At 63.2% G+C, this 24456-nt stretch carries 20 protein-coding genes; 13 read left to right on the forward strand and 7 right to left on the reverse strand.

What is annotated here, in order from left to right; translation table 11 throughout:
* Positions 1-1101 carry an acyl-CoA dehydrogenase family protein gene (locus ABVN19_RS08325; RefSeq protein WP_245219113.1) on the reverse strand — a complete coding sequence of 367 codons (1101 nt, stop codon included), beginning with the start codon at positions 1099-1101 and terminating at the stop codon, positions 1-3.
* A 168-nt stretch (positions 1102-1269) separates the two neighbouring features.
* Positions 1270-4083: a LuxR C-terminal-related transcriptional regulator gene (locus ABVN19_RS08330; protein ID WP_105641357.1), complete on the reverse strand. Its 2814-nt coding sequence runs from the start codon at positions 4081-4083 to the stop codon at positions 1270-1272.
* A 183-nt stretch (positions 4084-4266) separates the two neighbouring features.
* Between ABVN19_RS08330 and ABVN19_RS08335 the strand changes: the two genes are divergently transcribed.
* The 11 genes from ABVN19_RS08335 (at position 4267) to ABVN19_RS08385 (ending at position 18954) form a co-directional block, all read left to right on the forward strand.
* A complete protein-coding gene (locus ABVN19_RS08335) occupies positions 4267-5070 on the forward strand; it encodes an enoyl-CoA hydratase-related protein (RefSeq protein ID WP_028945047.1) in 804 nt (267 codons plus the stop codon).
* A 59-nt stretch (positions 5071-5129) separates the two neighbouring features.
* The gene (locus ABVN19_RS08340; protein WP_105641356.1) at positions 5130-6686 is read left to right on the forward strand and encodes a long-chain fatty acid--CoA ligase; all 1557 of its coding nucleotides are present in this window, start codon (positions 5130-5132) and stop codon (positions 6684-6686) included.
* Between the two features lie 4 nt (positions 6687-6690).
* Positions 6691-8247 (forward strand): long-chain fatty acid--CoA ligase, encoded by a 1557-nt coding sequence (locus tag ABVN19_RS08345; protein ID WP_028945049.1) that lies wholly within the window; start codon positions 6691-6693, stop codon positions 8245-8247.
* A 115-nt stretch (positions 8248-8362) separates the two neighbouring features.
* The gene (locus tag ABVN19_RS08350; RefSeq protein WP_028945050.1) at positions 8363-9502 is read left to right on the forward strand and encodes an acyl-CoA dehydrogenase family protein; all 1140 of its coding nucleotides are present in this window, start codon (positions 8363-8365) and stop codon (positions 9500-9502) included.
* Between the two features lie 27 nt (positions 9503-9529).
* Positions 9530-10738: a lipid-transfer protein gene (locus ABVN19_RS08355; protein WP_028945051.1), complete on the forward strand. Its 1209-nt coding sequence runs from the start codon at positions 9530-9532 to the stop codon at positions 10736-10738.
* Between the two features lie 83 nt (positions 10739-10821).
* Entirely contained in the window at positions 10822-12651 is a 1830-nt protein-coding gene (locus tag ABVN19_RS08360) for a DUF1302 domain-containing protein (protein ID WP_105641355.1), read from the forward strand.
* Positions 12652-12677: 26 nt separating this feature from the next.
* Positions 12678-14045, forward strand: a complete 1368-nt coding sequence (locus ABVN19_RS08365) for a DUF1329 domain-containing protein (RefSeq protein WP_105641354.1) — start codon at positions 12678-12680, stop codon at positions 14043-14045.
* 110 nt (positions 14046-14155) lie between these two features.
* Entirely contained in the window at positions 14156-15508 is a 1353-nt protein-coding gene (locus ABVN19_RS08370) for a coniferyl aldehyde dehydrogenase (protein ID WP_028945054.1), read from the forward strand.
* A gap of 29 nt (positions 15509-15537) precedes the next feature.
* Positions 15538-16620 (forward strand): Zn-dependent alcohol dehydrogenase, encoded by a 1083-nt coding sequence (locus ABVN19_RS08375; protein WP_028945055.1) that lies wholly within the window; start codon positions 15538-15540, stop codon positions 16618-16620.
* 12 nt (positions 16621-16632) lie between these two features.
* Positions 16633-17826 carry an acyl-CoA dehydrogenase family protein gene (locus tag ABVN19_RS08380; protein WP_028945056.1) on the forward strand — a complete coding sequence of 398 codons (1194 nt, stop codon included), beginning with the start codon at positions 16633-16635 and terminating at the stop codon, positions 17824-17826.
* 12 nt (positions 17827-17838) lie between these two features.
* Positions 17839-18954 (forward strand): acyl-CoA dehydrogenase, encoded by a 1116-nt coding sequence (locus tag ABVN19_RS08385; RefSeq protein WP_105641353.1) that lies wholly within the window; start codon positions 17839-17841, stop codon positions 18952-18954.
* 172 nt (positions 18955-19126) lie between these two features.
* Here ABVN19_RS08385 and ABVN19_RS08390 read toward each other — a convergent pair whose 3' ends face one another.
* Complete coding sequence (locus ABVN19_RS08390; protein ID WP_051270636.1) at positions 19127-19426, reverse strand: hypothetical protein; 300 nt, start codon at positions 19424-19426, stop codon at positions 19127-19129.
* Between the two features lie 98 nt (positions 19427-19524).
* Between ABVN19_RS08390 and ABVN19_RS08395 the strand changes: the two genes are divergently transcribed.
* Positions 19525-19959: a YeeE/YedE family protein gene (locus ABVN19_RS08395; protein ID WP_028945059.1), complete on the forward strand. Its 435-nt coding sequence runs from the start codon at positions 19525-19527 to the stop codon at positions 19957-19959.
* Between the two features lie 2 nt (positions 19960-19961).
* On the forward strand, positions 19962-20381 hold the full coding sequence (locus ABVN19_RS08400) for a DUF6691 family protein (RefSeq protein WP_105641352.1): 420 nt from the start codon (positions 19962-19964) through the stop codon (positions 20379-20381).
* A 198-nt stretch (positions 20382-20579) separates the two neighbouring features.
* Here the strand turns inward: ABVN19_RS08400 and ABVN19_RS08405 are convergent, their stop codons facing one another.
* Genes ABVN19_RS08405 through ABVN19_RS08420 form a run of 4 tightly spaced genes read right to left on the reverse strand, consistent with a single transcriptional unit; the run spans position 20580 to position 24438 of the window.
* Positions 20580-21176: a cytochrome c3 family protein gene (locus ABVN19_RS08405; RefSeq protein ID WP_028945061.1), complete on the reverse strand. Its 597-nt coding sequence runs from the start codon at positions 21174-21176 to the stop codon at positions 20580-20582.
* 9 nt (positions 21177-21185) lie between these two features.
* Positions 21186-21665 (reverse strand): nitrate reductase cytochrome c-type subunit, encoded by a 480-nt coding sequence (locus tag ABVN19_RS08410; RefSeq protein ID WP_028945062.1) that lies wholly within the window; start codon positions 21663-21665, stop codon positions 21186-21188.
* A gap of 11 nt (positions 21666-21676) precedes the next feature.
* Positions 21677-24181 (reverse strand): nitrate reductase catalytic subunit NapA, encoded by a 2505-nt coding sequence (gene napA / locus ABVN19_RS08415; protein WP_028945063.1) that lies wholly within the window; start codon positions 24179-24181, stop codon positions 21677-21679.
* Positions 24178-24438 (reverse strand): chaperone NapD, encoded by a 261-nt coding sequence (locus tag ABVN19_RS08420; RefSeq protein WP_028945064.1) that lies wholly within the window; start codon positions 24436-24438, stop codon positions 24178-24180. The genes napA and ABVN19_RS08420 overlap by 4 nt, the downstream gene beginning before the upstream one ends.
* Positions 24439-24456: the final 18 nt, after the last annotated feature.

The raw sequence follows: 24456 nt of genomic DNA on the forward strand, positions 1-24456 counted from the left end.
TCAGAGCTTGCGCGCGATCAGTTCGCGCATTACTTCACTGGTGCCGCCGTAGATGCGGTTGACGCGCATGTCGACAAAGGCCCGGGCAATCGGGTACTCGAGCATGTAGCCGTAGCCGCCATGCAGCTGGACCATGTCGTCGATGCAGCGCGACAGGGTTTCGGTGGTGTGCAGCTTGGCAATCGCTGCCTCTTCGAGGGTCAGGCGCCGGCGCATGTGCTCGCCCAGGTAGTAGTCGACCATCACCCGCAGGGCGGTGGCCTGGACCTTGATGTCGGCGAGCTTGAATTTGCTGTTCTGAAAGTCCCACACGGTCTGATTGAAGGCCTTGCGCTCCTTCACGTAGTCCAGGGTCTGCTCGAGCAGGCGCTCGAGCTTGGCCGCCGCCGACACAGCAATGGAGAAGCGCTCCTGGGGCAGCTCAGCCATCAGGTAGCTGAAGCCCTGGCCTTCTTCGCCCAACCGGTTGGCAACCGGTACACGCACGTTGTCGAAGTACAGCTCGGCGGTGTCCTGGGCGTGCTGGCCGACTTTCTCCAACTTGCGGCCGCGCACAAACCCAGGGCGGTCGGTTTCCACTGCGATCAGGCTGATGCCCTTGGCGCCGGCGTCCGGGTCGGTCTTGCACACCACCACGACCAGGTCGGCAGTCAGGCCGTTGCTGATGAAGGTCTTGCTGCCGTTGATCACATAGTCGTCGCCCTCGCGCACAGCGGTGGTGCGTACCGCCTTGAGGTCGGAGCCGGTGCCAGGTTCGGTCATGGCAATGGCCAGGATGATTTCGCCAGCGCACACGCCGGGCAGCCATTTGCGCTTTTGTTCTTCCGTGCCGCAGCGGTTGATGTAGGGGGCGATGACGTCGGAGTGCATGCCAAAGTACGGGCCGCTCACACCGCAACGGGCGAACTCTTCGTTGAACACCGCGCAGTGGCCGAAGTCGCCGCCACCACCACCGTATTCGGTAGGCAGGCTGATGCCCAGCAAGCCTTCACGCCCAGCCTTGAGCCAGGTCTCGCGGTCGACCTGGCCGGCCTTGTCCCAGGCGGCCTGGCGCGGCAGGCATTCGCGCTCGAAAAAGCGGCGCACGGTGGTGCGGAACATTTCATGGTCTTCGCGCAGAACGGTTCGGGCAATGTGCACGCAGGTCTCCTCAACATGGCAGGCCCCTTGGGCCGGGCGTGAGGATTACGATAGGCGTGGGGCTTAGGCCAAACGCCACCCGAGGCGGGTGGCGGGGCCAGAAACACGGTGTGGACGAGGGGGTGTCGCTCAGGCGGGGGGCGAGTTGCTGTCGCTGGCTTGCAGGTCACGCATACGGGCGACGGCTTCATCACGGCTGCTGACACCCAGCTTGCTGTAGATATGGCTCAGGTGCCATTTCACGGTCTCAGGCGACAGCCCCAGGGCGCGGGCGATTTTCTTGTTGGGCAACGCTTGTGCAAGCAGATGCACCACTTCGAGCTCACGCTCGCTCAGCGGATCGATGCCGAGCGCAGCGGGCTTGCTCGGCGCTGCGCTGGAGGGCTTGTCGGTGGCAACTGCAGGGGCGGCGTCTTGCGCGGCCTGCAGGCGCTCGACATAGAACGCCAGCACCGGGTCAAGGCTTTCCCGACTGGCAACGGCGTCGATCAGTGCCATGCCCTTGGGGTGGGCGTCCAGCAGGCTGCGCAGCAGGCCGAAGCGTTGGCCGCGGCGCAGCGCTTCGAGGATTTTGTCCCGTGCGAGGTCCTGGTTGCCGCGCTCGGCCTCGACCACCGCGGCAAGCACGAGCAAGCGTACGGTGCCCAACTGGCGGCGGTGCCGTTCGCAGGTGCTGATCAGTTGATCAAGACGCACCGCCGCACCCTCCAGGTCTCCCTGGGCGAGTTGCCAGCGCACCCGGGCATTTTCACTGAGGATATGAATTTCCTTGAGCGCCGTTTGCCCTGCATCCGGGTGGCGGGCGTCGAGGGCTTCGAGGCGGGTGAGCTTGGTTCGTGCCGCCGCGGTTTCGCCGAGGATCAGCAGCCAGCGCACCTGCCAGGTCAGGCAATAAGCCTGCAAGCGGTCCAGGCCCAGCTTGGTCGCGTACTCATCCAGGCGCTCGACGAAGGCAAAGGCCTCCTGCTGGTTGCCCGCCAGCCATTGCACGTTCCACAGCACCTGAAGCACGCGCAACACCGAATCGGGAATCGACACCCTTTCGAGGATGTCGACCCACCCCGAGAGCAAGGTGAACGCCTCATCCACCTGATTGGTTTCGTAAAGTACTTCGCCGAGCAGGGCGGCAGACAGGTAAGTGGCATCGGCGCCGGCCTTGCCGCACTGGCCGGACTCATGCAGCACCTCGCGATAGACCCGTTCGGCCTGGGGCATCTGGCCCTCCAGCGCCAGGCTCAACCCCACCATGCACCGTCCTTGCAGGCTGCCGGCGGTGGTGCCGAGCAGGGGCATGCCGTTGACCAGCAACACCGGTCGCTCAACCTGTACCTGGCGGGCCATTTCGTAGTCGCCACGGTGCATGTACAGCCAGGACAGGATATTGGCGCAGGAGCCGATGGCAACGCTGTCGCTGCCCGCCGGCGGGTCGAGCAGTTGCGGCAGGACGGTCATGGCCGCTTCGGTGTCATCGCGCTGCAGGGCCAGGGAAGCACGCAGCAACGCCAGCATGAAGCGGTCGTGTACATCCTGCCAGGGGATATCGCGAGTCAACTGCTCCAGGCTTTCGGCGCAGCCTGTAAAATTGCGCGCGTAGAGCTGCATCCTTACCTTGATCAGGCGCAGCTTGACCCGCGACTGTACCTGCTCCGCCGGCAACAGGCGCACCAGTTCGATCAGCATGCGCAGATCGCCATGGGCATACAGGCTTGGAGCGTGTTGCTCCACCAGCAGCGCCGCGGCAGTGGGATCACCACCCAGGACAGCATGGTGGACCGCTTCGTCCAGGTGGTTGTGGTCACGAAACCACGTCCAGGCGCGCACATGCACGGCGTGCTGCTCGATCTCGCTGCGCGAGTCGAAGTACGTGAGCAGGGTTTCACGCAGCAGCGGGTGCAGGCGATACCAGGTTTCCCGCCCGGCATGGTCTATCGGAATCAGGAACAGGTTGTCCCGCTCCAGGCGTGCCAACAGTGCGCTGGCTTCGCCGATAGCTTCGTGATGGCCGCTGAGGGTGGCGCACAACGAGGCGCAAAAGCGGTTGCAGACAGCCATGAGCAACAGCAGGTCAAGATCGGTGGGCGACAGGTGGGACAGCACCTCGACTTCGAAAAATCGCGCAAACGCCTGATTGTCACGTACCTGGGGCTGCAAGGACGTGGCCGAAGATGCTGGGCGGTTCTTCTTGCGGCTCACGGCCAGCAACTGCAAGCCGGCCGCCCAGCCATCGGTCAAATCGTGCATCAACGTGGCATCGCGCGCGCTGATCGAGCCCAGTTGCGCTGTCAGGAATTGCTCCGATTCGGCCGGGGTGAAGCGCAGGTCCCGCAGGTTCAGTTCCTGCACAAGGTCCTGGCTGCGCAAGCGTGCCAGCGACAACGGCACGGTACTGCGCGACACCAGCACCAGGTGCAGGTTGGCCGGGGCATAGTCGAGCAACCATTGCAGGGCCTGGTGGATACCCACGTCGGTCAGGTGGTGCAGGTCGTCGAGCACCAGCACCAGCTCGCCGGGGCGGCGGGCGATGCTGCGCACCAGGGTGATGACCGTGCGCTCCACGGCCTCGCTGTCGATACCGCGGCCTTCCAGCCGAGTGGCCTCGCGCACAAGGTCTGGGTCGATCTGGCCCAGGCTTGCCAGCAGGTAGTCGAGAAAGCGCGTCAGCTCATTGTCGTCGGCCGACAGCGTCAGCCAGGCTACCTCGAAGCCCAGCGGCAACAGGGCCTGGCGCCAGGCGATCAAGGTCGAGGTCTTGCCGCAGCCGGCCGGGCCCTGGAGCACAATGCAGCGCTGGCGCCGTGCCTTGAGCATTTGCTCCTGCAAGCGCGGGCGGGAAATCAGCCGGCTGCTGCTGCGAGGCGGTATCAGCTTGGTGCTGACGATGGGCGACTGTGACCGATCAAAGACCTGGCTATCGGCTGCGGCGGACTTGCGGTTGTTGTCCATGGGCGTCCCGCTTGGTTTTTTTTTCAAGCATGCACTGAATCTATCTCAATGTAACCCGGTGCTTGAAGCCCGATACCCCGGGGAGCGCCATCGCCACCCGATCCGGGTGGCGATGGTGCGGGGCTGCGTTGTTCTACTGAAAACAACAAGAACACCATGCCCCCGCAGCGCAGGAGCTCGCCCATGGCCATACAGTTCAAGATCAACGAGCACGTGGCGGTCATTACGCTCGATGGGCAATTGCCGGGCAACACCCTGAGCGTCAGCGACCTGATGCACTTGCGCAAGACCCTCAGCGCCTGCCAGGACGATGAGCAGGTACGCGTGATCGTGCTCACCGGCGTCGGCGAGCGGGCCTTCTGCTGTGGCGTTACCCCGAGGGAGGTGCTGCGAACGTCGCCAGGTGGCATCGCTGGCGCACTCAAAAGCCGCGACACTGAGGCCGAGGAGGGCGGTCATGCACGGCTGCCGGACCTGACCGACCTGGAGATCTGGAAGCCGATCATCGCGGCAATCAATGGCGCCTGCCTGGGGGCCGGGTTGGAACTGGCGCTGCAGTGCGACCTGCGCATTGGCGTCGCCCACGCCAGTTTTGGTTTGCCCCAAGTGCGCGAGGCCACCATTTGCGCTGCCGGTGGCGTGCAGCACCTGCTGCGTGTCATTCCCGCAGCCCATGCCATGAAGGTCCTTCTGACCGGTGAGCCCATCAGCGCCCAGGAAGCCGCGCGTATCGGCCTTGTCAGCGACCTGGTGGCGGGGGAGCACTTGATGCCGATGGCCTTGGACTTGGCCGAGCGCATTGCCGCCAATGGCCCGTTGGCGGTGCAGTCGATCAAGCGCCTGGCACTGCACAGCGCCCACCTCAACCCCCGGGATTTCGCCACCCAGGCCCACCTGCACTGGGGCTTGCTGCGCGACAGCCAGGACCAGGCCGAAAGCCGCCTGGCCAACGTCGAGCAGCGCCCCCCGCGCTACACCGGCAACTGACCCGCGCTCCTTCGCTACTGCTGTTCAAACCTGACAACAATAATTCCCAGGAGAGTTCCATGTACCTCACCCAAGGGCTGCACCGCATGCTGCAGCAAAACCCCGATGCCCTGGCCACGGTGTTTCGCGAGCGCCGCCACACCTACGCCCAGTTGGCCGCGCGGGTGGCCCGCCTGGCGGGCGCCTTGCAGCAACTGGGCATGCACACCGGTGACCGCGTCGGCATGCTGGGTTTGAACAGCGACCGCTTTCTGGAGTACTACCTGGCCACCTGGTGGGCCGGCGGTGTGGTCAATCCGGTGAACATCCGCTGGAGCGTGGCCGAGATTGTCTACTCGCTGGATGACTGCGATACCCGCATTCTGCTGATCGATGACACCTTTCTGCCAATGGCCGAGGCGATTGCCGCCAGCGCCAAGGTGCGACCGCTGTTGATCCATGTCGGCGACGGCCCGGCGCCTGCAGGCATGCTCGGCTATGAGCAACTGATTCACGAAGCCGTACCAGTGGACGACGCCTTTCGCGGTGCTGACGACCTGGCCAGCATCCTCTACACCGGCGGCACCACCGGCCGGCCCAAGGGCGTGATGCAATCGCACATGAACCTGTGGTCGGCGGCGGTGGCGCGTGCTGCCGATGTGCCGGTGCCGGCCGATGCCCTGAGCTTGCATATAGCGCCGATGTTCCACCTGGCGGCATTGTCACGGGTGATCCTGATCGCGCTGGTCGGCCTGCCGAGCTACTTCGTGCCTGCCTTCGATGCCGTGGATGTGATGCGCACCATCGCCCGTGAACGCATCACCGACATCCTCATCGTACCGACCATGCTGCAAGCCTTGATCATGCACCCCGAGTTTTCCCGGCATGACCTGAGCTGCCTGCGCGACCTGACCTATGGCGCATCGCCCATCGCCGTGCCCTTGTTGGAACTTGCCCTCAAGGCCCTGCCGCAGGTCAGGTTCACCCAGGGCTACGGCATGACCGAAGCGGCGCCACCGATCTCTGCCAACGGTCCGGAAAACCATGGCCCCGAAGGCATTGCCAATGGCCGCCTGCGCTCGGCCGGGCGGCCCGGGCTCGGGGTCACGGTGCGGATTGTCGACGAACACGACAACGAGGTGCCCTGCGGCACGGTGGGTGAGGTGGTAGTACGCGGACCGAACATCATGCTCGGCTACTGGAACAAGCCTGAAGAAACCGCCCCGGCACTGCGCGGTGGCTGGATGCACACCGGCGACGGCGCCTACATGGACACGGACGGCTTTATCTATATTGTCGACCGCTTCAAGGACATGATTGTCAGTGGTGGCGAAAACGTCTATTCCGGCGAGGTGGAAAGCGCCATCGCCAGTCATCCGGCAGTCGCTGCGTGCGCGGTGATCGGCATTCCCTGTGCCCAATGGGGCGAGGCGGTGCATGCGGTGATCGTGCTCAAGCCGGATACCTTGGCCCGCGACGCCGACATCATCGAGCATTGCCGCCGCCAGATCGCCGGCTACAAGACCCCGAAAACCGTCGAATTTCGCGCCACCTTGCCGCTTTCCGGTGCTGGCAAAGTGCTCAAGCGCGACCTGCGCGAGCCGTTCTGGGGCGGCAAGGACCGTGGGGTGAGCTGACGCCATGTACATGACTCAATGCCTGCACCGCACCTTGCAGCAAACCCCCGAACACCTCGCCACCTGTTTCGGTGAGCGGCGCCAGACCTACCGCCAGTTCGTCGAGCGCGTCGCCCGCCTGGCCGGTGCCTTGCAACGCCTGGGAATGGCGCCGGGCGATCGGGTCGGCATGCTGGCGCACAACAGCGACCGCTACCTTGAGTACCTGTTCGCCGTCTGGTGGGGCGGTGGCGTGCTGAACCCGGTGAACAGTCGCTGGAGCGTGGCCGAGATCGTCTATTCCCTGGACGACTGCGGCACCACCATTCTGATTGTCGATGAACATTTTGCCGGCCTGGCCGGAGAGATCTCTGCCCTGGCGCGCACCCCACCGCAGTTCATCTACGCAGGCGACAGCGAGGTACCGTCAGGAATGCACGGCTTCGAGCGACTGATCGCCGACACGCCACCGGTGGAGGATGCCGGACGCGGCGGCGATGACCTGGCCTGCATCCTGTACACCGGCGGCACCACCGGCTTTCCAAAGGGGGTGATGCAGTCGCACCTGAACCTGTGGTCGGCCTGCATGCCACGCATGGTGGACATGCCGCCGATTGCCGGCGGGCGGCTGCTGCAAGTGGCACCGCTGTTCCACGTGGCTGGCATGGCGCGGGCGCTGATCCAGTTCATGGCCGGTGAAAGCCATGTGCTGGTGGCCAGCTTCGACGCCGCGCACACCTTGCAGGTGATCGAACGCGAGCAGGTTACCGAAACGTTGCTGGTGCCTAGCATGATTCTTGCGCTGCTGGCCCATGCCGACTTCGACCGGCATGACCTCAGCTCGCTCAGGCGCCTGACCTATGGTGCATCCCCAAGTGCCGGCGAGATGGTCGAGCAACTGCTGGCGCGGCTGCCGGACATCGAGCTGTCGCATTCCTACGGCTTGACCGAGGCGTGCCCGGTAGTGTCGAGCAACCTGCCGTGCAACCACACTCCCGAGGCGCGGGCCAGCGGGCTGTCACGTTCGGTGGGGCGTGGCGGGTTGGGCGTACAGGTGAAGATTGTCGACCCCGAGGGGGTGGAGGTGCCGCGCGGCACCGTGGGCGAAATCATCGTGCGTGGGCCGAACATCATGCAGGGCTACTGGAACAAGCCCGAAGAAACTGCCAGGGCCTTGCGCAATGGCTGGTTGCACACCGGCGACGGCGCCTACATGGACGAGCAGGGCTACCTGTTCATCGTCGACCGGCTCAAGGACATGATCGTCAGCGGCGGCGAGAACATCTACCCGGCCGAAGTCGAGAACGCCCTGGCCCGTCACCCGGCGGTAGCCCAGTGCGCGGTGATCGGCATTCCCCATGCGCAATGGGGCGAGGCGGTACATGCGGTGGTGGTCTGCAGCCCCGGCGCCCAGGTGGACGAGGCACAGTTGCGTGCCCATTGCCGCCAGTACATCGCCGGCTACAAGTGCCCGAAATCGGTTGAATTCATCCGGCAATTGCCACTCTCGGCGGCCGGAAAGGTGCTCAAGCGGGTGCTGCGCGAGGCTTATGCCGCGCGCCCTGCACGGCCTGTGGACTGACCCGCAAACCACCCATTCGCGCTACCCGATCCGGGTGGCTCAAACACCCACCCGGCTCACTACATTGGGGTTACGAACCAGGCGCACCAGGCCTGGCAACCCACTGGAGATACCGATGCACATCAACCGTACCGTCTACCGAGAAGACCATGAAATGCTGCGTGAAACCGCACGGCGTTTCTTCGAGCGCGAATGCCTGCCCAAGCAGGCGCAGTGGGACGAAGCCGGGCAGGTTGATCGCGAAACCTGGCTCAAGGCCGGTCGCCACAACCTCCTGTGCCTTACCGTGCCAGCCGAATACGGCGGCGGTGGCGGCGACTTCGGTCACTCGGCGGTGCTGATCGAAGAGCTGTACCGCGCTGGTGTATCCGGTTGGAGCCTGGGGGTGCATTCGGACATTGTCGCGCCCTACATCGTGCGTCTGGGCAGCGAAGCGCAAAAGCAGCAATGGCTGCCAAAAATCTGCACCGGCGAAACCGTGCTGGCCGTGGCCATGACCGAGCCGGGCACTGGTTCCGATCTCAAGGCCATCCGCACCACCGCCGTGCGCGACGGTGACGAGTGGGTGATCAACGGCAGCAAGACCTTCATCAGCAACGGCCTGTCGTGCGACATGGTCGTGGTGGTGTGCAAGACCGACCCCAGCGCGGGTGCCAAGGGTTGCAGCCTGATCATGGTCGAGTGCGATCGCCCGGGTTTTCGCCGCGGCCGCAAGCTGGAAAAGGTCGGCCAGGCAGCGGCCGACACCGCCGAGATGTTCTTCGACGAGGTACGGGTGCCGGTGGGCAACCTGCTGGGTGAAGAGAACAAGGGCTTCATGCACCTGATGGAGGAGCTGCCCCAGGAGCGCCTGGTGATTGCGCTGTACAGCGCCGCCAAGCTCGAACGCATGCTTGAGCAGACCATCGAGTACGTGAAGGACCGCAAGGCCTTCAACCAGACCGTGTGGGACTTCCAGAACACCAAGTTCAAGCTCGCCGACATCAAGGCCCAGGCCACCGCGGTGCGCCTGACCATCGACCACTACATCGGCGAGCACATGCGCCGGCGCCTGACGGTGCAAGAGTCGGCCATCGCCAAGCTGCTGGCCACTGAAACCCTGTGCAAGTGCCTGGACGACATGGTCCAGCTGCATGGCGGCTACGGCTACATGCTCGAGTACCCGATTGCCCGGGCCTTCGTCGACATGCGTGTGACGCGGATCTTCGGCGGTACCAGTGAAGTGCTGCGCGAACTGATCGCCCGCCAGCTTTGATTCTTTCTCTATTTTCCAGGTGAGCCCATGAGCGAAAACGTATTGGTGGCCGGCGTCGGCATGATTCCCTTCAGCAAGCCCGGCACCAGCCCGACTTATGTACAAATGGGCGCCGAAGCGGTACGCCGCGCCCTGGCCGATGCCGGCATCGGTTATGAACGGGTACAGGAGGCCTACGCCGGGTATGTCTACGGCGACTCCACCTGCGGACAGACTGTGCTCTACGAAGTGGGCATGACCGGCATCCCGGTGATCAACGTCAACAACAACTGCTCCACCGGTTCTACCGCCCTGTACCTGGCGCGCAAGGCCATCGAGTCGGGCGCCGCCGATTGTGTGCTGGCGGTAGGCTTCGAACAGATGCAGGCAGGTCCGTTGAAGTCCCACTGGGATGATCGCCCGCCAACCCGTGAGCGCTTCTTGCCGATCCTGCGCGGCCTCACCAACGACGTCGGCAGCGAAATGGCCCAGGCGCTGCGGACCTTCGGCGGCGCCGGGCGCGAGTACATGCAGAAGTACGGCACCCGCATGGAAACCTTCGCCGCCGTGCGCGCCAAGGCCAGCCGCCATGCGGCGAACAACCCCTTGGCGCTGTTTCGCAAGGTGCTCAGCACCGAAGATGTCATGGCCGACCCGGTGCTCTGGCCTGGGGTGATGACCCGCCTGATGGCGTGCCCACCGACCTGTGGCGGTGCGGCGGCAATTCTGGTGTCCGAGCGCTTTGCCCGCAAGCACGGGTTGCGCCGTGACGTGCAGATCCTGGCCCAGGCAATGACCACCGACACGCCCGAGTCCTTCAATTTCGACCAGCCGTCGATGCTCGACTGGGTCGGCACCCATATGACCCGTGCTGCGGCGCACCAGGTGTACGAGAAGGCGGGTGTCGGTCCGCAGGATATCCAGCTATGCGAGCTGCATGACTGTTTCGCCCAGAACGAAGTGATCTGCTACGAGTCGCTGGGTTTCTGCCCGGAAGGCGGCGCCGAACAGTTCGTCAAGGACGGCGACAACACCTACGGCGGGCAGATCGTCATCAACCCGTCCGGTGGCCTGCTTTCAAAAGGGCACCCGTTGGGCGCCACCGGTCTTGCCCAATGCTACGAGCTGACCCAGCAACTGCGCGGCAATGCCGATCAGCGTCAGGTCGAAGGCGCACGCCTGGCCTTGGCCCACAACCTGGGGTTGGGGGGTGCCTGCGTGGTGACCTTGTACGCGAACACCAGCGGCGGCCAGTAATTGTTTCGCTATTTCGGGTGAAAGGACACACCCGTGCTGTGCCGGCACGGACGCACCCCTCAATCCCTAACCGGAGAAACCGCATGACAAGAACAACAATGCGCGGCGTCTTCCAGCCAAGTCTGCTGGCCGTAGCTGTAATGGTTGCCACCTGCGCGGGTCAAAAAGCCCACGCTGTTGAATTCGATATCGGGGAAATCCAGGGCAGTTTCGATTCGGCGCTGTCCATCGGTGCCAGCTGGTCGACCACCGACCCGGACTCGAAATTCATTTCCAACTTCAACGCCCAGGGCAAGTCCGGTGAGTCGTCGTCGCGCACCACGGACGACAACCGCCTGAACTTCAAGAAGGGCGAGACTTTCTCCAAAATCTTCAAGGGTGTGCATGACCTGGAGCTCAAGTACGGTGACAGTGGTGCCTTCGTGCGCGGCAAGTACTGGTATGACTTCGAGCTGATGGACGAGCACCGGCCGTTCTATGACATCGACGACAGTGGACGCGACCGTGCGGCCAAGTCGTCCGGGGCAATGTTCCTCGACAGCTTCGTGTACCACAACTATTCCATCGGCGATCAGGTTGGCAACGTGCGCCTGGGCAAGCAGGTGGTGAGCTGGGGCGAGAGTACTTTCATCGGTAACTCGATCAACAGCATCAACCCCATCGACGTGGCGGCCCTGCGCCGTCCGGGGGCGGAAGTGAAGGAAGGCCTGATTCCGGTTAACTTGCTCTATGTCTCCCAGGGCCTTGCCGAGAACATTACCGCCGAAGCGTTCTACCAGCTCGAATGGGAGAAATCGGTAGTCGACAACTGCGGCACCTTCTTCGGCAATGACGGTGTGCCGCAGGGCTGCAACGATCGCCTGGTGATCGCCGGTCTCGACCTGCCGCCGGGCGCTGCGCAGAACACCGGGGGCCTGGCGGCCATCGCTGCCGGCCTTGACGATGCCTACATCCCGCGGCTCAAGGACGACGACGCCCGCGACAGCGGCCAGTACGGCCTGGCCTTGCGCTGGTTCGTGCCGGAGTTCAACGACACCGAGTTCGGTGCCTATGCCATGAACTACCACAGCCGCAACCCTTACCTGAGCATCAATCAGATGAGCAGCGCCGCAGGCGGCGTGGCATCGGCACGCAGTGCCCGCTACTTCATCGGCTACCCCGAGGATATCCGCCTCTACGGCCTGAGCTTCCAGACCAACGTCGGCGGCGTGGCACTGGGCGGCGAGGTCAGTTACCGGCCCAACATGCCGCTGCAATTGAATACTGCCGACCTGCTGTCATCGGCAACCTTTGGCGCCACGTCGCCCCTGATCACCACCGGCTTTGCCGGCCGCACCCTGGGCGCCGAAGTCAATGGCTACAAGCGCATGCCGGTGACGCAGGCGCAGGTAACGGCCACACAGTTCTTCGACCAGGTGCTGGGTGCCAGCCGCCTGACTGTGGTGGGAGAGGTTGGCTACAACCACATCAACGGCCTGGGCAAGGCCGACGGCAGCGACCTGCGTTTTGGTCGCAGCCCGGCCTTCGGCTCCGGTGAACTGCCTGGCGCGCTGGGCCTGGCCACCTGCCAGGGCAGCGCGGTGGGCACGCCAACGGCCAGCAACCCGGCCCAGGAGTGCAATGACGACGGCTTCTATACCAGCAACAGCTGGGGCTATCGACTGCGCGCCAAGCTCGATTACCAGAACGTGATCGCCGGTATCAACCTGTCGCCCAACCTGGCCTGGTCCCACGACGTGCAGGGCTATGGCCCCAACTTCGACGAAGGCTCCAAGGCTGTCAGCGTCGGCGTGGATGCCGAGTACCAGAACACCTACACCGCAAGCCTCAGCTACACCAACTTTTTTGGTGGCGACTTCAACACCAACATCGATCGTGACTTCCTCGCCCTGAGCCTGGGCGTGAACTTCTGATGCAACCCTGCCAGAGGAACCTCAACATGAACGCACGTTTCATTCTGCACGTTGGCGCATTGAGCCTGTCGCTGCTGGCAAGCAGTGTGATGGCCGCCGTTTCGCCCCAGGAAGCCGCTCAACTGGGCACCACCCTCACGCCGCTGGGCGCCCAGAAGGAAGGCAACGCCGAGGGTAGCATCCCGGCCTGGACGGGTGGCCTGAAGCCTGGCGCAGCGCCGTTGGACAACGGCTTTCTGGGTGATCCGTTCGCCAGCGAGAAACCGCTGATGGTGATTACCGCCGCCACTGCCGAGCAGTACAAAGACAAACTCACCCCCGGCCAACTGGCGATGTTCAAACGCTACCCGGACAGCTACAAGATCCCGGTGTACAAGACCCAGCGTACGGCTGCCTCGCCGCAGGACATCTACGACATTGCCAGGAAAAGCGCGGTGACCACCGAGCTCACCCCCGATGGCAACGGCCTGGTGAACTTCGCGCAGACTCGCTACTACCCGTTCCCGATTCCCAAGAGCGGGGTGGAGGTGTACTGGAACCATACCAACCGCTACCGGGGCGGCAACATGAGCCGTGAGGCGGCGCAGGCGGCACCGCAAACCAACGGCTCGTACTCGATTGTCGAGTACGACGACACCCTGGCGTTTCCGCAACTGATGGGGGACGTCAAGCCGGGGCAGGGTGACAACATCCTCTACTACTACAAACAGGAGATCACCGCACCGTCGCGCATGGCCGGCAGTGTGGTGCTGATCCACGAGACCATCGACCAGGTCAAGGAACCGCGCCTGGCCTGGGTCTACAACGCCGGCCAGCGCCGTGTGCGGCGTGCCCCGCAGGTGGCTTACGACGGCCCGGGCAACGGTTCGGACGGCATGCGTACCGCCGACAACACCGACATGATGAATGGCGCCCCGGACCGCTACGACTGGAAGCTGATCGGTAAGAAAGAGCTGTATATCCCGTACAACAACTATCGGCTGCAGTCGCCCAAGCTCAAGTACGACCAGATCATCAAGCCGGGGCATATCAACCAGGACCTGACGCGTTATGAACTGCACCGGGTCTGGCACGTACAGGCCACGCTCAAGCCTGGTCATCGGCACATCTACGCCAAGCGCGACATGTACTTTGACGAAGACACCTGGCAACTGGCCGAAGTCGACCACTACGACGGCCGTGGCCAGCTATGGCGAGTGGCAGAGGGCTACGCGATGAACGACTACGAACGAGGTTCGCCCAACTTTGCCATGCTCGGCATCTATGACCTGATTGCCGGTCGCTACAACGTGCTGGCCATGACCAACCAGTCCCGGCATGCCACCACCTATGGCGTCAGTGCCAAGCTCAACGACTTCACCCCGTCGGCGTTGCGCAATGCGGGAGTGCGTTGACAGCTGCATCGCGGGACAAGCCCGCTCCCACCGATCCTGCAGCCGCCACCTGATCCGGGTGGCGGCACCGGCTCGCCAATGATCAACCATGCCGCCATTGGCACCCGACAATAACAAGCGAGGCAGCAATGACCGCCATCGACATCCGTTCGACCCTGGAAAAACAGCGAGCGGCCTTCCTGGCCAGTGAACCCTACAGCGCCGAACAGCGTTGCGAGCTGATCGACCGCGCGATCAGTCTGCTGGTCAACCACGAGCAGGACATCATCGATGCCCTGGCCGCCGACTTCGGTCACCGTAGCCCGAGCTTTTCCAAGGGAAGCGATGTGCTCTCACCTCTGGCCACACTCACCCAGGTCAAGGCCGAACTGGCCCAGTGGATGCAACCTGAAGCACGCCAGGCCAAGGCCGGCCAGGCCTGGGTGCAATATCAGCCGCTGGGTGTCGTGGGTATCGTCACCGCCTGGAATGTACCGGGCTACATGGTCTTCAGCGGCCTGGCCGGGGCACTGGCCGCCGGCAACCGGGTGATGATCAAACCCTCGGAATACACCCCTCGCACCTCAGCCCTGCTTGCCCGGCTGATCCGCTCGGCCTATGCCGAAGATGAGGTCGCCGTGGTCGTCGGTGGTCCCGAGGTTGGCCAGGCATTCTGCAGCCTGCCGTTCGACCATTTGCTGTTCACCGGCGCCGGCAGCATCGGCAAGCAGGTACTGCGCGCCGCCGCCGAAAACCTGGTGCCAGTCACCCTGGAGCTGGGTGGAAAATCGCCGACCATTATCTCCCGTTCCGCCCATTTCCAGGAGGCTGTGGCCAAGGTGGTAATGGGCAAGCTGCTCAACGCCGGCCAGCTGTGTGTGGCGCCTGACTATGTATTTGTGCCGCACGAATCGGTGGACGCCTTTATTGCCGTGGCCAAGGCGGTGGTGGCGAAGTTTTTTCCGACGCTCAAGGACAATCCCGAATACACCTCGATCATCAATGCCCGCCACGTCGAGCGATTGCAGCGTTACCTGAGCGAAGCACGGGAGGCAGGCGTCGAGCTGATCGAACTCAACCCCAATGCCGAGGACCTGTGCCACGCGCCGCTCAACAAAATTGCACCGACCCTGTTGCGCAATCCAGGCGATGAGCTGCAGGTGATGCAGGATGAGATTTTTGGCCCGCTACTGCCGATCAAGCCCTATCACAGCATTACCGAGGTGATTGCCCACATCAACGCGCGCCCACGCCCCCTGGCGCTCTATTACTTCGGCCATGACGCCGAGGAAGAAGCCCTGGTACTCACCCATACCTGCTCAGGCGGTGTGACCCTCAACGGCGTGCTCAGCCATGCCAGCACCGAAGGCCTGCCGTTCGGCGGCGTCGGCCAGAGCGGTATGGGCGCGTATCACGGTATCGACGGTTTCCGAACCTTCAGCCATGCCAAGGCGGTGCTGCGTACCGCGCCGACTGTGGCCTGAACCTTCACCTTCCAATCAAGAGAACTGCCATGAAAGCTGCCGTATTCCATCAGGTTGGCGCCCCGCTGGTAATCGAAGAAGTGGGCATCAGCAAACCGGGCCCTCGTGAGGTTTTGATCCGTACCCGGGCCGTGGGCGTGTGTCATTCGGATCTGCATGTGATCGATGGCGCATTCCCGTTTCCCGGCCCGCTGGTGCTGGGGCATGAAGCGGCCGGCGTGGTCGAGCAGGTCGGCAGTGAGGTGCGTTCGGTGAAGCCGGGCGATCACGTGGTGACGTGCCTTACGGTGTTCTGCGGCCACTGTGAACATTGCGTGACCGGCCACCTGGCCCGCTGCGTGTCCCCGGAGACCAAACGCGGCGCAGATGAAGAGTCGCGCCTGACCTACGTGCAACAGCCGATCCCGCAATTCGTCAACCTGTCCGGTTTTGCCGAGCAGATGCTGGTGCATGAGAACGCCTGCGTGGCGATCCGTCGCGACATGCCGCTGGACCGTGCGGCATTGCTCGGTTGCGCGGTCACCACCGGCACAGGCGCAGTGTTCAACACCGCCAAGGTACGCCCCGGTGAAACCGTGGCCGTGATCGGCTGCGGCGGGATCGGTCTGGCTGCCATCAATGGCGCCGCGCTGGCGGGGGCAGGGCGGATCATTGCCATCGACATGCTCGACGCCAAGCTGGAGCTGGCTCGCCAGTTCGGCGCCACCGATGTAATCAACGCCAAGGACGGCAACGTCGCCAAGCAGGTGCTGGAACTGACCCGTGGTGGCGTTCACCACGCCTTCGAATGCATCGGCCTCAAGCAAACCGTCGAGCAGGCCTTCGCCATGCTCGCCCGTGGCGGCACCGCCACGGTGATCGGCATGCTCAAGCCGGGCCTGAAAATTGAAGTTGACCCGCTGCAACTGCTGCACGAACGACGACTCCAGGGGTCGCTGATGGGCTCCAACCGCTTCCCGGTGGACATGCCGCGCCTGGTGGATTTCTACATGGCCGGCAAACTCAAGCTCGACCAGATGATTTCCCAGCGTATCCGCCTGGACCAGATCAACGAGGCCTTTGATGAACTGCGCCGTGGCGAGCTGGCCCGCTCGGTGATTCTGTTCGACTGATGGAGTGGATTGATGGACATTGAATACACAGTGCCCGAGCAGGCTTTTCGCGAGCAGGTGCGGGGCTTTTTGCGTGAGCGGCTGCCCACCGAGCTGTCGGATAGGATCAGCCAGGGCAAGCGCCTGAGCAAGGCGCACCAGGTGCAGTGGATGCAGATCCTCGACCAGCAGGGGTGGTTGGCACCGGGCTGGCCGGTGGAGGTGGGCGGCACCGGCTGGAGCGCAGTGCAGAAGCATATTTTCGATGAGGAGTGCTTTGCGGCCGGGGCGCCGAAAGTGGTGTCGTTCGGGCTGAAAATGGTTGCCCCGGTGATCATCAAGTTCGGTACCGCCGAGCAGAAGGCGCGCTTTTTGCCGCGTATCCTCAGCTGCGAAGACTGGTGGTGCCAGGGCTACTCGGAACCAGGTGCGGGCTCGGACCTGTCGTCGTTGAAAACCCGGGCAACCCGGGACGGCGACGTCTATCTGGTCAACGGCCAGAAAACCTGGACCACCCTGGCCCACTATGCCGACTGGATGTTCTGCCTGGTACGCACCGACGCCGAGGCCCGTCAGCAGCGGGGCATTTCGTTTTTGCTGATCGACATGAAGACCCCGGGCATTACCGTGCGGCCGATCATCACCCTTGATGGTGAGCATGAGGTCAACGAAGTGTTCTTCGACAATGTGCGCGTGCCGGTGGCCAACCTGGTCGGGCAGGAGAACGAAGGCTGGACCTGCGCCAAGTACCTGTTGACCCACGAACGCACCAGCATCGGCGGGATTGCCCAGAACAAAGCGCTGCTAGGCCGCCTCAAGCACATCGCCACGCACGAGTTGCGCGACGGTCGCCCGTTGATCGAGGAGCCGTTGTTCCGCGCCCAGGTCGCCGAAGTCGAGATGCAACTGATGGCCGCCGAAATGACCAACCTGCGCACCCTCGCCGCTGCGCAGGATGGCGCTGCACCAGGGGCGGAAAGCTCGTTCCTGAAGATCAAGGGCACCGAGATCCGCCAGGCCATCACCTACCTGATGAGCAAGGCGGTGGGGCCTTATGCGCTGCCGTTCATTGAGGACGAGCTGGGCTACGGCGATGAGCCGTTGCTGTATACCGAGTACAGCAGCGCAGCCACCTACCAGTACCTGGATGCGCGCAAGGCCTCGATCTACGGTGGCGCCAACGAGATCCAGAAAAACATCATCGCGAAAATGATCCTCGAACTCTAAGGCGCCTTGCTCATGGATTTCAAACTGACACAAGAGCAGCTGATGCTGCAGGACACCACTGCGCGTCTGGTGCGTGACGCTTATGGTTTCGAACAGCGCGAACAGGCACGCAACAGTGCGTGTGGCTTCAGTGCCTCGTTCATGCAGCAGCTGGGCGAGCTTGGCCTGTGCGCAGTGCCATTCGCCGAGGTCTATGGTGGTTTCGGCGGCAGCGGCGTCGATAACCAGGTGGTCATGACCGAGCTGGGGCGGGGGCTTTGTCTTGATCCTTTTTTACAATCGGTGATTTACGCCGGTGGCCTGGTGGCCCACCTCGGAACCGAGGCGCAAAAACAGGCGTTGTTGCCACAGGTGGGCAGCGCAAGCCTGCAGTTGGCCGTTGCCCTTGAGGAACCGCAGAGCCATTACCAGCTGGACGATGTACAAACCGTGGCGACGCCCGTTGACGGCGGCTGGAGGCTTGAGGGGCGCAAGTCGGTGGTGGTTGGGGGCCAGAGTGCCGGGCTGATCGTGGTGTCGGCGCGCAGCAGTGATGGGATCAGTCTGTTTTTGCTTGATCCGCAGGCGGCAGGTGTACGCCGTCGGTCGTTTGCAACCTTTGATGGGCGTAGGGCGTGTGAGCTTTATCTGGACGGGGTGTTTGTCGAGGCAGATGCGCTGCTGGGCGAGCCGGGCGGCGGCCTAGCGGCACTGCGCTATCAGCAAGGGCGGGCGATTGCGGCGCAGTGCGCCGAAGCGGTGGGCAGTATGGAAGCGGCTTGTGCGCTTACCCTCGACTACCTGAAGACGCGCCAGCAGTTCGGCCAGCCGATCGGCAAGTTCCAGGTGTTGCAGCATCGCATGGTGGATATGCGCATCGAGTTGGACCAGGCCACTTCAATGGCGCTGCTTGCGGCCTGCGTGGCGGACCAGCCTGACAGCGAAGCGCGCAGCCGGACGCTTGCGGCGGCCAAGTTCATCGTCAGTCGGGCCAGTCGATTTGTGGCGGACCAGGGTATTCAGCTGCATGGGGGAATCGGCCTGACCTGGGAGTACATGCTCTCGCACCATGCCAAGCATTTGTTGATGGTGGCGCGGCAGTTTGGTGATGATGACCATCACCTGCAGGTGTTCGCCGAGCTGATGTAAAACGCCACCCGGTAGGAGCGGGCTTGCCCCGCGATAGTAAGCATATCCATTTGCGCTGGTGGCGCTGAATCACCTGTCCGACTTTACGGCGGGTCCCTTTGGCAGTCGCCGGTGTGCCGGCCCAGCCCAAACGGACACCAAAGGCTCGCCCCACCAGGGGCCCTGGGAGGGCTCAACCCTGGGGGTGACAAACCAGGGCGGCGCCGTTGATTTCGGCGCCGTCCGTCGTTTCTTTGCCGTCCGCTACCGCCATGCTGTCGGCCCCCAGCACTGCCGCTCGATTGAAGGCCATGCGCAAGGTCTCGTCGGGATCGCTACCTTGTACGGTGAACATCGAAAGGAGGTTGCAGTGCTGCGATGAAGCGGCCGTCACCAGGTCGACTTTGGCCCCGGCTTCGGTCAGTTGCGTGGAGCAGCCGCCAACGAGCGCTGCGGCGAAGCAGGCGGCGAATGTCATTAGCGCCTTAGGCATGGTCCGTATCCTTTTGATCAGCGGGTCGGCAGCGCCTACACAGGCGCGCTGTACAATGGCCGGACCTATTGTAGTTGCCAAGACCGGCAGGAGCACACATGACAATCGACTGGAGCCACTTCACCCCCTGGACAGCCTTGATGGGCGGCGTGTTGATTGGCGTGGCCGTCAGCCTGTTTGCGCTGGTCAATGGCCGTGTCGCTGGCATCAGCGGATTGCTGGGCAGCGTGTTGCAGCCAGGGAGCGAAGGGCGAGGGGAGAAGGCGCTGTTTGTTCTCGGCGTGCTGCTTTCGCCCTTGCTGTGGTGGTTGTGGGCAGGGCCGGTGCAGGTGGAATTCGAGACCCCTGTGTGGGGGCTGGTCGTGGCCGGGCTGCTGGTTGGTCTGGGCACCCGTTATGCAGCCGGTTGCACCAGTGGTCATGGCGTGTGCGGCCTTGCACGGTTGTCCCCACGCTCATTGCTGGCGACGCTGTGCTTCATGGCCAGCGGTTTTGCCGTGGTGTTCATGGTTCGTCATGTGTGGGGGGCTTGAACATGCGCGGCGTGATGGCGGTGGTGGCAGGGTTGTTGTTTGGTCTTGGCCTGTTGCTGGCCGGCATGGCTGATCCTGCCAAGGTGCTGGGATTTCTTGACCTGGCGGGGCGGTGGGATCCGTCCCTCGGGCTGGTGATGGTGGGGGCGACCGGGGCTGCGCTGGTGCCGATGCAGTGGAGCAAGCGCCACACCCGCTCGGTGCTTGGCCTGCCGATGCGCATGCCGGTTGCCCGGGAACTGGATCGGCGCTTGATCATCGGTAGCCTGGTGTTCGGCGTGGGCTGGGGGATCGCCGGGATCTGCCCCGGGCCTTCTTTGGCCCTGGTGTTGAGCGGGAACTGGCAGGTGCTGTTCTTTGTCGCGGCGATGCTGCTGGGGATGGGGGTGTTTGGCCTGGTAGAGCGGGCGCAGGGTCGTTAGCGGCTACGAGGTCTGTTTCGGGTCGTACGGTTGGCCCGATTTCAGCGCACCCGCCGATTGGACCGGTAGGAGCGGGCTTACCCCGCGATCAATGGTTCAGGCAACACCCATTTCGCTGGCTATACCGGCCTCTCGGGGGGGCAAGCCCGCTCCGACCCTGGGGTCGCGATTTCGAGCCGGCTGCCCGTAACCCAGTGGCTACCAGCCCTTGACCCCATGCATGTCCGGTAGTTTGTGAGCGATGCCCTTGTGGCAATCGATGCACGTGGCTTCACCCTTGGCCAGCGAGGTGGAGTGCATGGCCGCCGCGCGTTTGCTCTGGCGGGTGAAGTCCATGAATTCGAAGTTGTGACAGTTGCGACACTCCCGTGAGTCATTGGCCTTGAGCCGCGCCCACTCGTGCTCGGCCAGCTCCCGGCGCAAGGCAACGAATTTGTCGCGTGTGTCGATGGTGCCGAATAGCTTGCCCCACACTTCCTTGGATGCTTGCATCTTGCGTGCGATCTTGTGGGTCCACTCGTGGGGCACATGGCAATCCGGGCAACTGGCGCGCACGCCGGAGCGGTTGGTGTAGTGGATGGTTTCCTTGAGTTCGACAAAGACGTTGTCGCGCATCTCGTGGCACGACACACAGAACTTTTCCGTGTTGGTCGCTTCAAGCGCCGTGTTGAAGCCACCCCAGAAGATGATCCCGGCGATGAAGCCACCCAGGGTCAGGAAGCCCAGGCTGAAGTACACGCTGGGTCGACAGAGGATGCCCCAGTACTCCTTGAGCAGGGCGAACAGTGCTTTCATGGCGACTCCTCAAGGTTTGGCGTTGGCGTCGTCTTGCAGGATCTTGTCGATGGTTTCAAACGTGTTGCCCACCAGCGGTTTCACTTCTTTTTGCGGGACATGGCACTGGTTGCAGAAGTAGCGGCGCGGCGACACCGCCGCCAGTGCCTGGCCGTCGCGGTCCATGTAGTGAGTGATACTGATCATGGTGGCCTGGCTGCGGGCGCTGTTGGCCCGACTGTGACACGACAGGCACTTGTTGCCGTTGATGTCGATCTGGTAGCCGCGAATGCTGTGGGGAATGGTCGGCGGTTGGTCGGGGTAGTTGCGCTCGCGCTTGAGGTCCTTGTTTTCATCGTTGGCAATGACCGGCGCTGGCATGTTCTGGGTCAGGGTGCCGCCGGGGCGGCGCCCGTCCGGCCCGGGTGCGTCGAGCGGGTAGTCGACTTCGGCGGCGATCACCACGCCAATGGCAGCGAGCAGGCACAACGGCAGGATGCGTAGATTCATGACGGTGCTCCTCAGGCCACGCTGATCAACTCGATTCGTATGGCGCATTTCTTGTAGTCGGTCTGCTTGGAGATCGGGTCGGTGGCATCGAGCGTGACCTTGTTGATCAGCTTGTTGGCATCGAAGAACGGCACGAACACCAGCCCGCGCGGTGGCTTGTTGCGCCCGCGGGTTTCGATGCGCGCACGGATCTCGCCACGGCGGCTGATGACCTTCACTTCGCTGCCACGCCGGGCATTCAAAGCCTTGGCGTCGTCCGGGTGCATGTACACCAGGGCGTCGGGTACGGCCTTGTACAGCTCCTCGACGCGCTGGGTCATGCTGCCGGTGTGCCAGTGCTCCAGCACCCGCCCGGTGCTCAGCCAGAACGGGTAGTCCTTGTCGGGCGCCTCGGCTGGCGGCTCGTAGGGCAGGGCGAAGATGATCGCCTTCTTGTCCGGGTAGCCATAGAACTGCACGCCAGAACCGGCCTGGACATAGGGGTCGAGTCCTTCGCGATAGCGCCAGCGGGTTTCCTTGCCGTCGACCACTGGCCAGCGCAGCCCGCGTTCGCTGTGGTAGCGGTCGAAAGTGGCCAGGTCATGACCGTGGCCGCGACCGAACTGGGCGTATTCCTCGAACAGGCCCTTTTGCAGGTAGAAGCCAAACGCCTTGGCCTCATCGTTCTTGAAGCCGGCCTCCAGTTGCTCGACGGGAAACTGGTCGACCTGGCCGTTCTTGTACAGCACCTCGAACAGGGTCTTGCCTTTGAGTTCAGGCGCCTTGGCCAGCAACTCGGCAGGCCAGACTTCATCAGTAGTAAAGCGTTTGGAGAACTCCACCAATTGCCACAGGTCCGACTTGGCATCACCCGGCGCGCTCACCAATTGGTGCCAGAACTGTGTACGGCGCTCGGCATTGCCGAAGGCACCTTCCTTTTCCACCCACATTGCGCTGGGCAGGATCAGGTCGGCGGCCTGGGCCGAGACCGTGGGGTAGACGTCGGAGACAATCACGAAGTTTTCCGGCTTGCGCCAGCCGGGCAATACCTCCTGCATGATGTTGGGGCCGGCATGCATGTTGTTGCTGGCCTGTGTCCAATACACGTTGAGCACGCCATCCTTGAGCATGCGGCTCTGTTGCACGGCATGGAACCCGACCTTTTCCTGGATAGTGCCGGCCGGCAGCTTCCAGATCTTCTCGGCGGTGGCGCGGTGCTTGGGGTTGGTCACCACCAGGTCCGCCGGCAGGCGGTGGGAGAACGTCCCGACCTCTCGCGCGGTGCCACAGGCCGAAGGCTGGCCGGTGAGGGAGAAGGGGCTGTTGCCAGGTTCGCTGATCTTGCCGGTGAGCAAGTGGATGTTGTAGATCAGGTTGTTGGCCCACACCCCACGGGTGTGCTGGTTGAAGCCCATGGTCCAGAACGACACCACCTTGCGCTTGGGGTCGGCATACAGTTCGGCCAGGGCCTTGAGCCGTTCGGCGGGCACCCCGGTTTCCTGGGCGGTGCGCTCCAGGGTGTAGGGCCTGACGAACGCGGCGAATTGTTCGAAGTCGATGTCGCTCCAGGTGTTGGCCTTGTCGGCGTTCTTGGCTTTGGCCTCCAGCGGGTTGTCCGGCCGCAGGCCATAGCCGATGTCATCGGCACCCTTGGCAAAGCGGGTGTGCTTGCTGACGAAATCCTTGTTGACCGCACCACTCTCGATGATGTGATTGGCGATGTAGTTGAGGATCAACAAGTCGGTCTGCGGCTTGAACACCATGGGGATGTCGGCCAGCTCGAAGCTGCGGTGCTCGAAGGTCGACAGTACCGCGACCTTGACCTGGGGCTGGCTGAGGCGCCGGTCGGTGACCCGGCTCCAGAGTATCGGGTGCATTTCGGCCATGTTCGAGCCCCAGAGCACGAAGGCGTCGGTGGCTTCGATGTCGTCGTAGCAGCCCATCGGCTCGTCCATGCCGAAGGTGCGCATGAAGCCCATGACCGCCGAGGCCATGCAATGGCGGGCGTTGGGATCGATGTTGTTGCTGCGAAAACCGGCCTTCATCAGTTTGTTGGCGGCGTAGCCTTCCCACACCGTCCATTGCCCGGAGCCGAACATGCCCACCGCTTCCGGGCCTTTGTTCTTCAACGCCTCTTTGAACTTGGCCTCCATGATGTCGAAGGCCTTTTCCCAACTGATGGGCTGGAACTCGCCCTGTTTGTCGTACTGGCCGTTTTTCATGCGCAGCAGTGGCTGGGTCAGGCGATCGTTGCCGTACATGATCTTGGACAGAAAGTAGCCCTTCACGCAGTTGAGCCCGCGGTTGACCTCGGCCTTGACGTCGCCGTGGGTGGCCACGACCTTGTTGTCGCGGGTGGCGACCATCACACTGCAGCCGGTGCCGCAGAAGCGGCAGGGCGCCTTGTTCCAGTCCAGGGTGACCATGTCGGCTTCGGTGATCAGGTTGCTGGCGGTGGTGTAGATCGGCAGGCCGGCCGCAGCGGCGGCAATGGCGGCTGCCTGGGCCTTGGCGAATTCACGGCGGGTCATGCTCATTGGGACGCTCCTGCAGGGTCGAGGAGTTCGTGATAGATCAACGCCGCATTCAGTACGCCGGGCAAGTTGTTGATCTGTTCGATGCAGTGAAGAATCTGTGTTTCATCACGGGCTTCAAGTACCACCACTAACTTTCCCACGGCACTTTGTTGATGCAGTTCAAGCCCTTCGAGCAGGCGCAAGTTGGCTTTTACCGCTTCAAGCAATTCAGGGCGGGCAAGTACGACAAGACTGGCGATATGCAACATTTCGTCCATGGGCTGGCTCCAATAGAC

Origin of the sequence: Pseudomonas vranovensis (assembly GCF_040438935.1) — a bacterium.
Taxonomy (GTDB): Bacteria; Pseudomonadota; Gammaproteobacteria; order Pseudomonadales; family Pseudomonadaceae; genus Aquipseudomonas; species Aquipseudomonas vranovensis.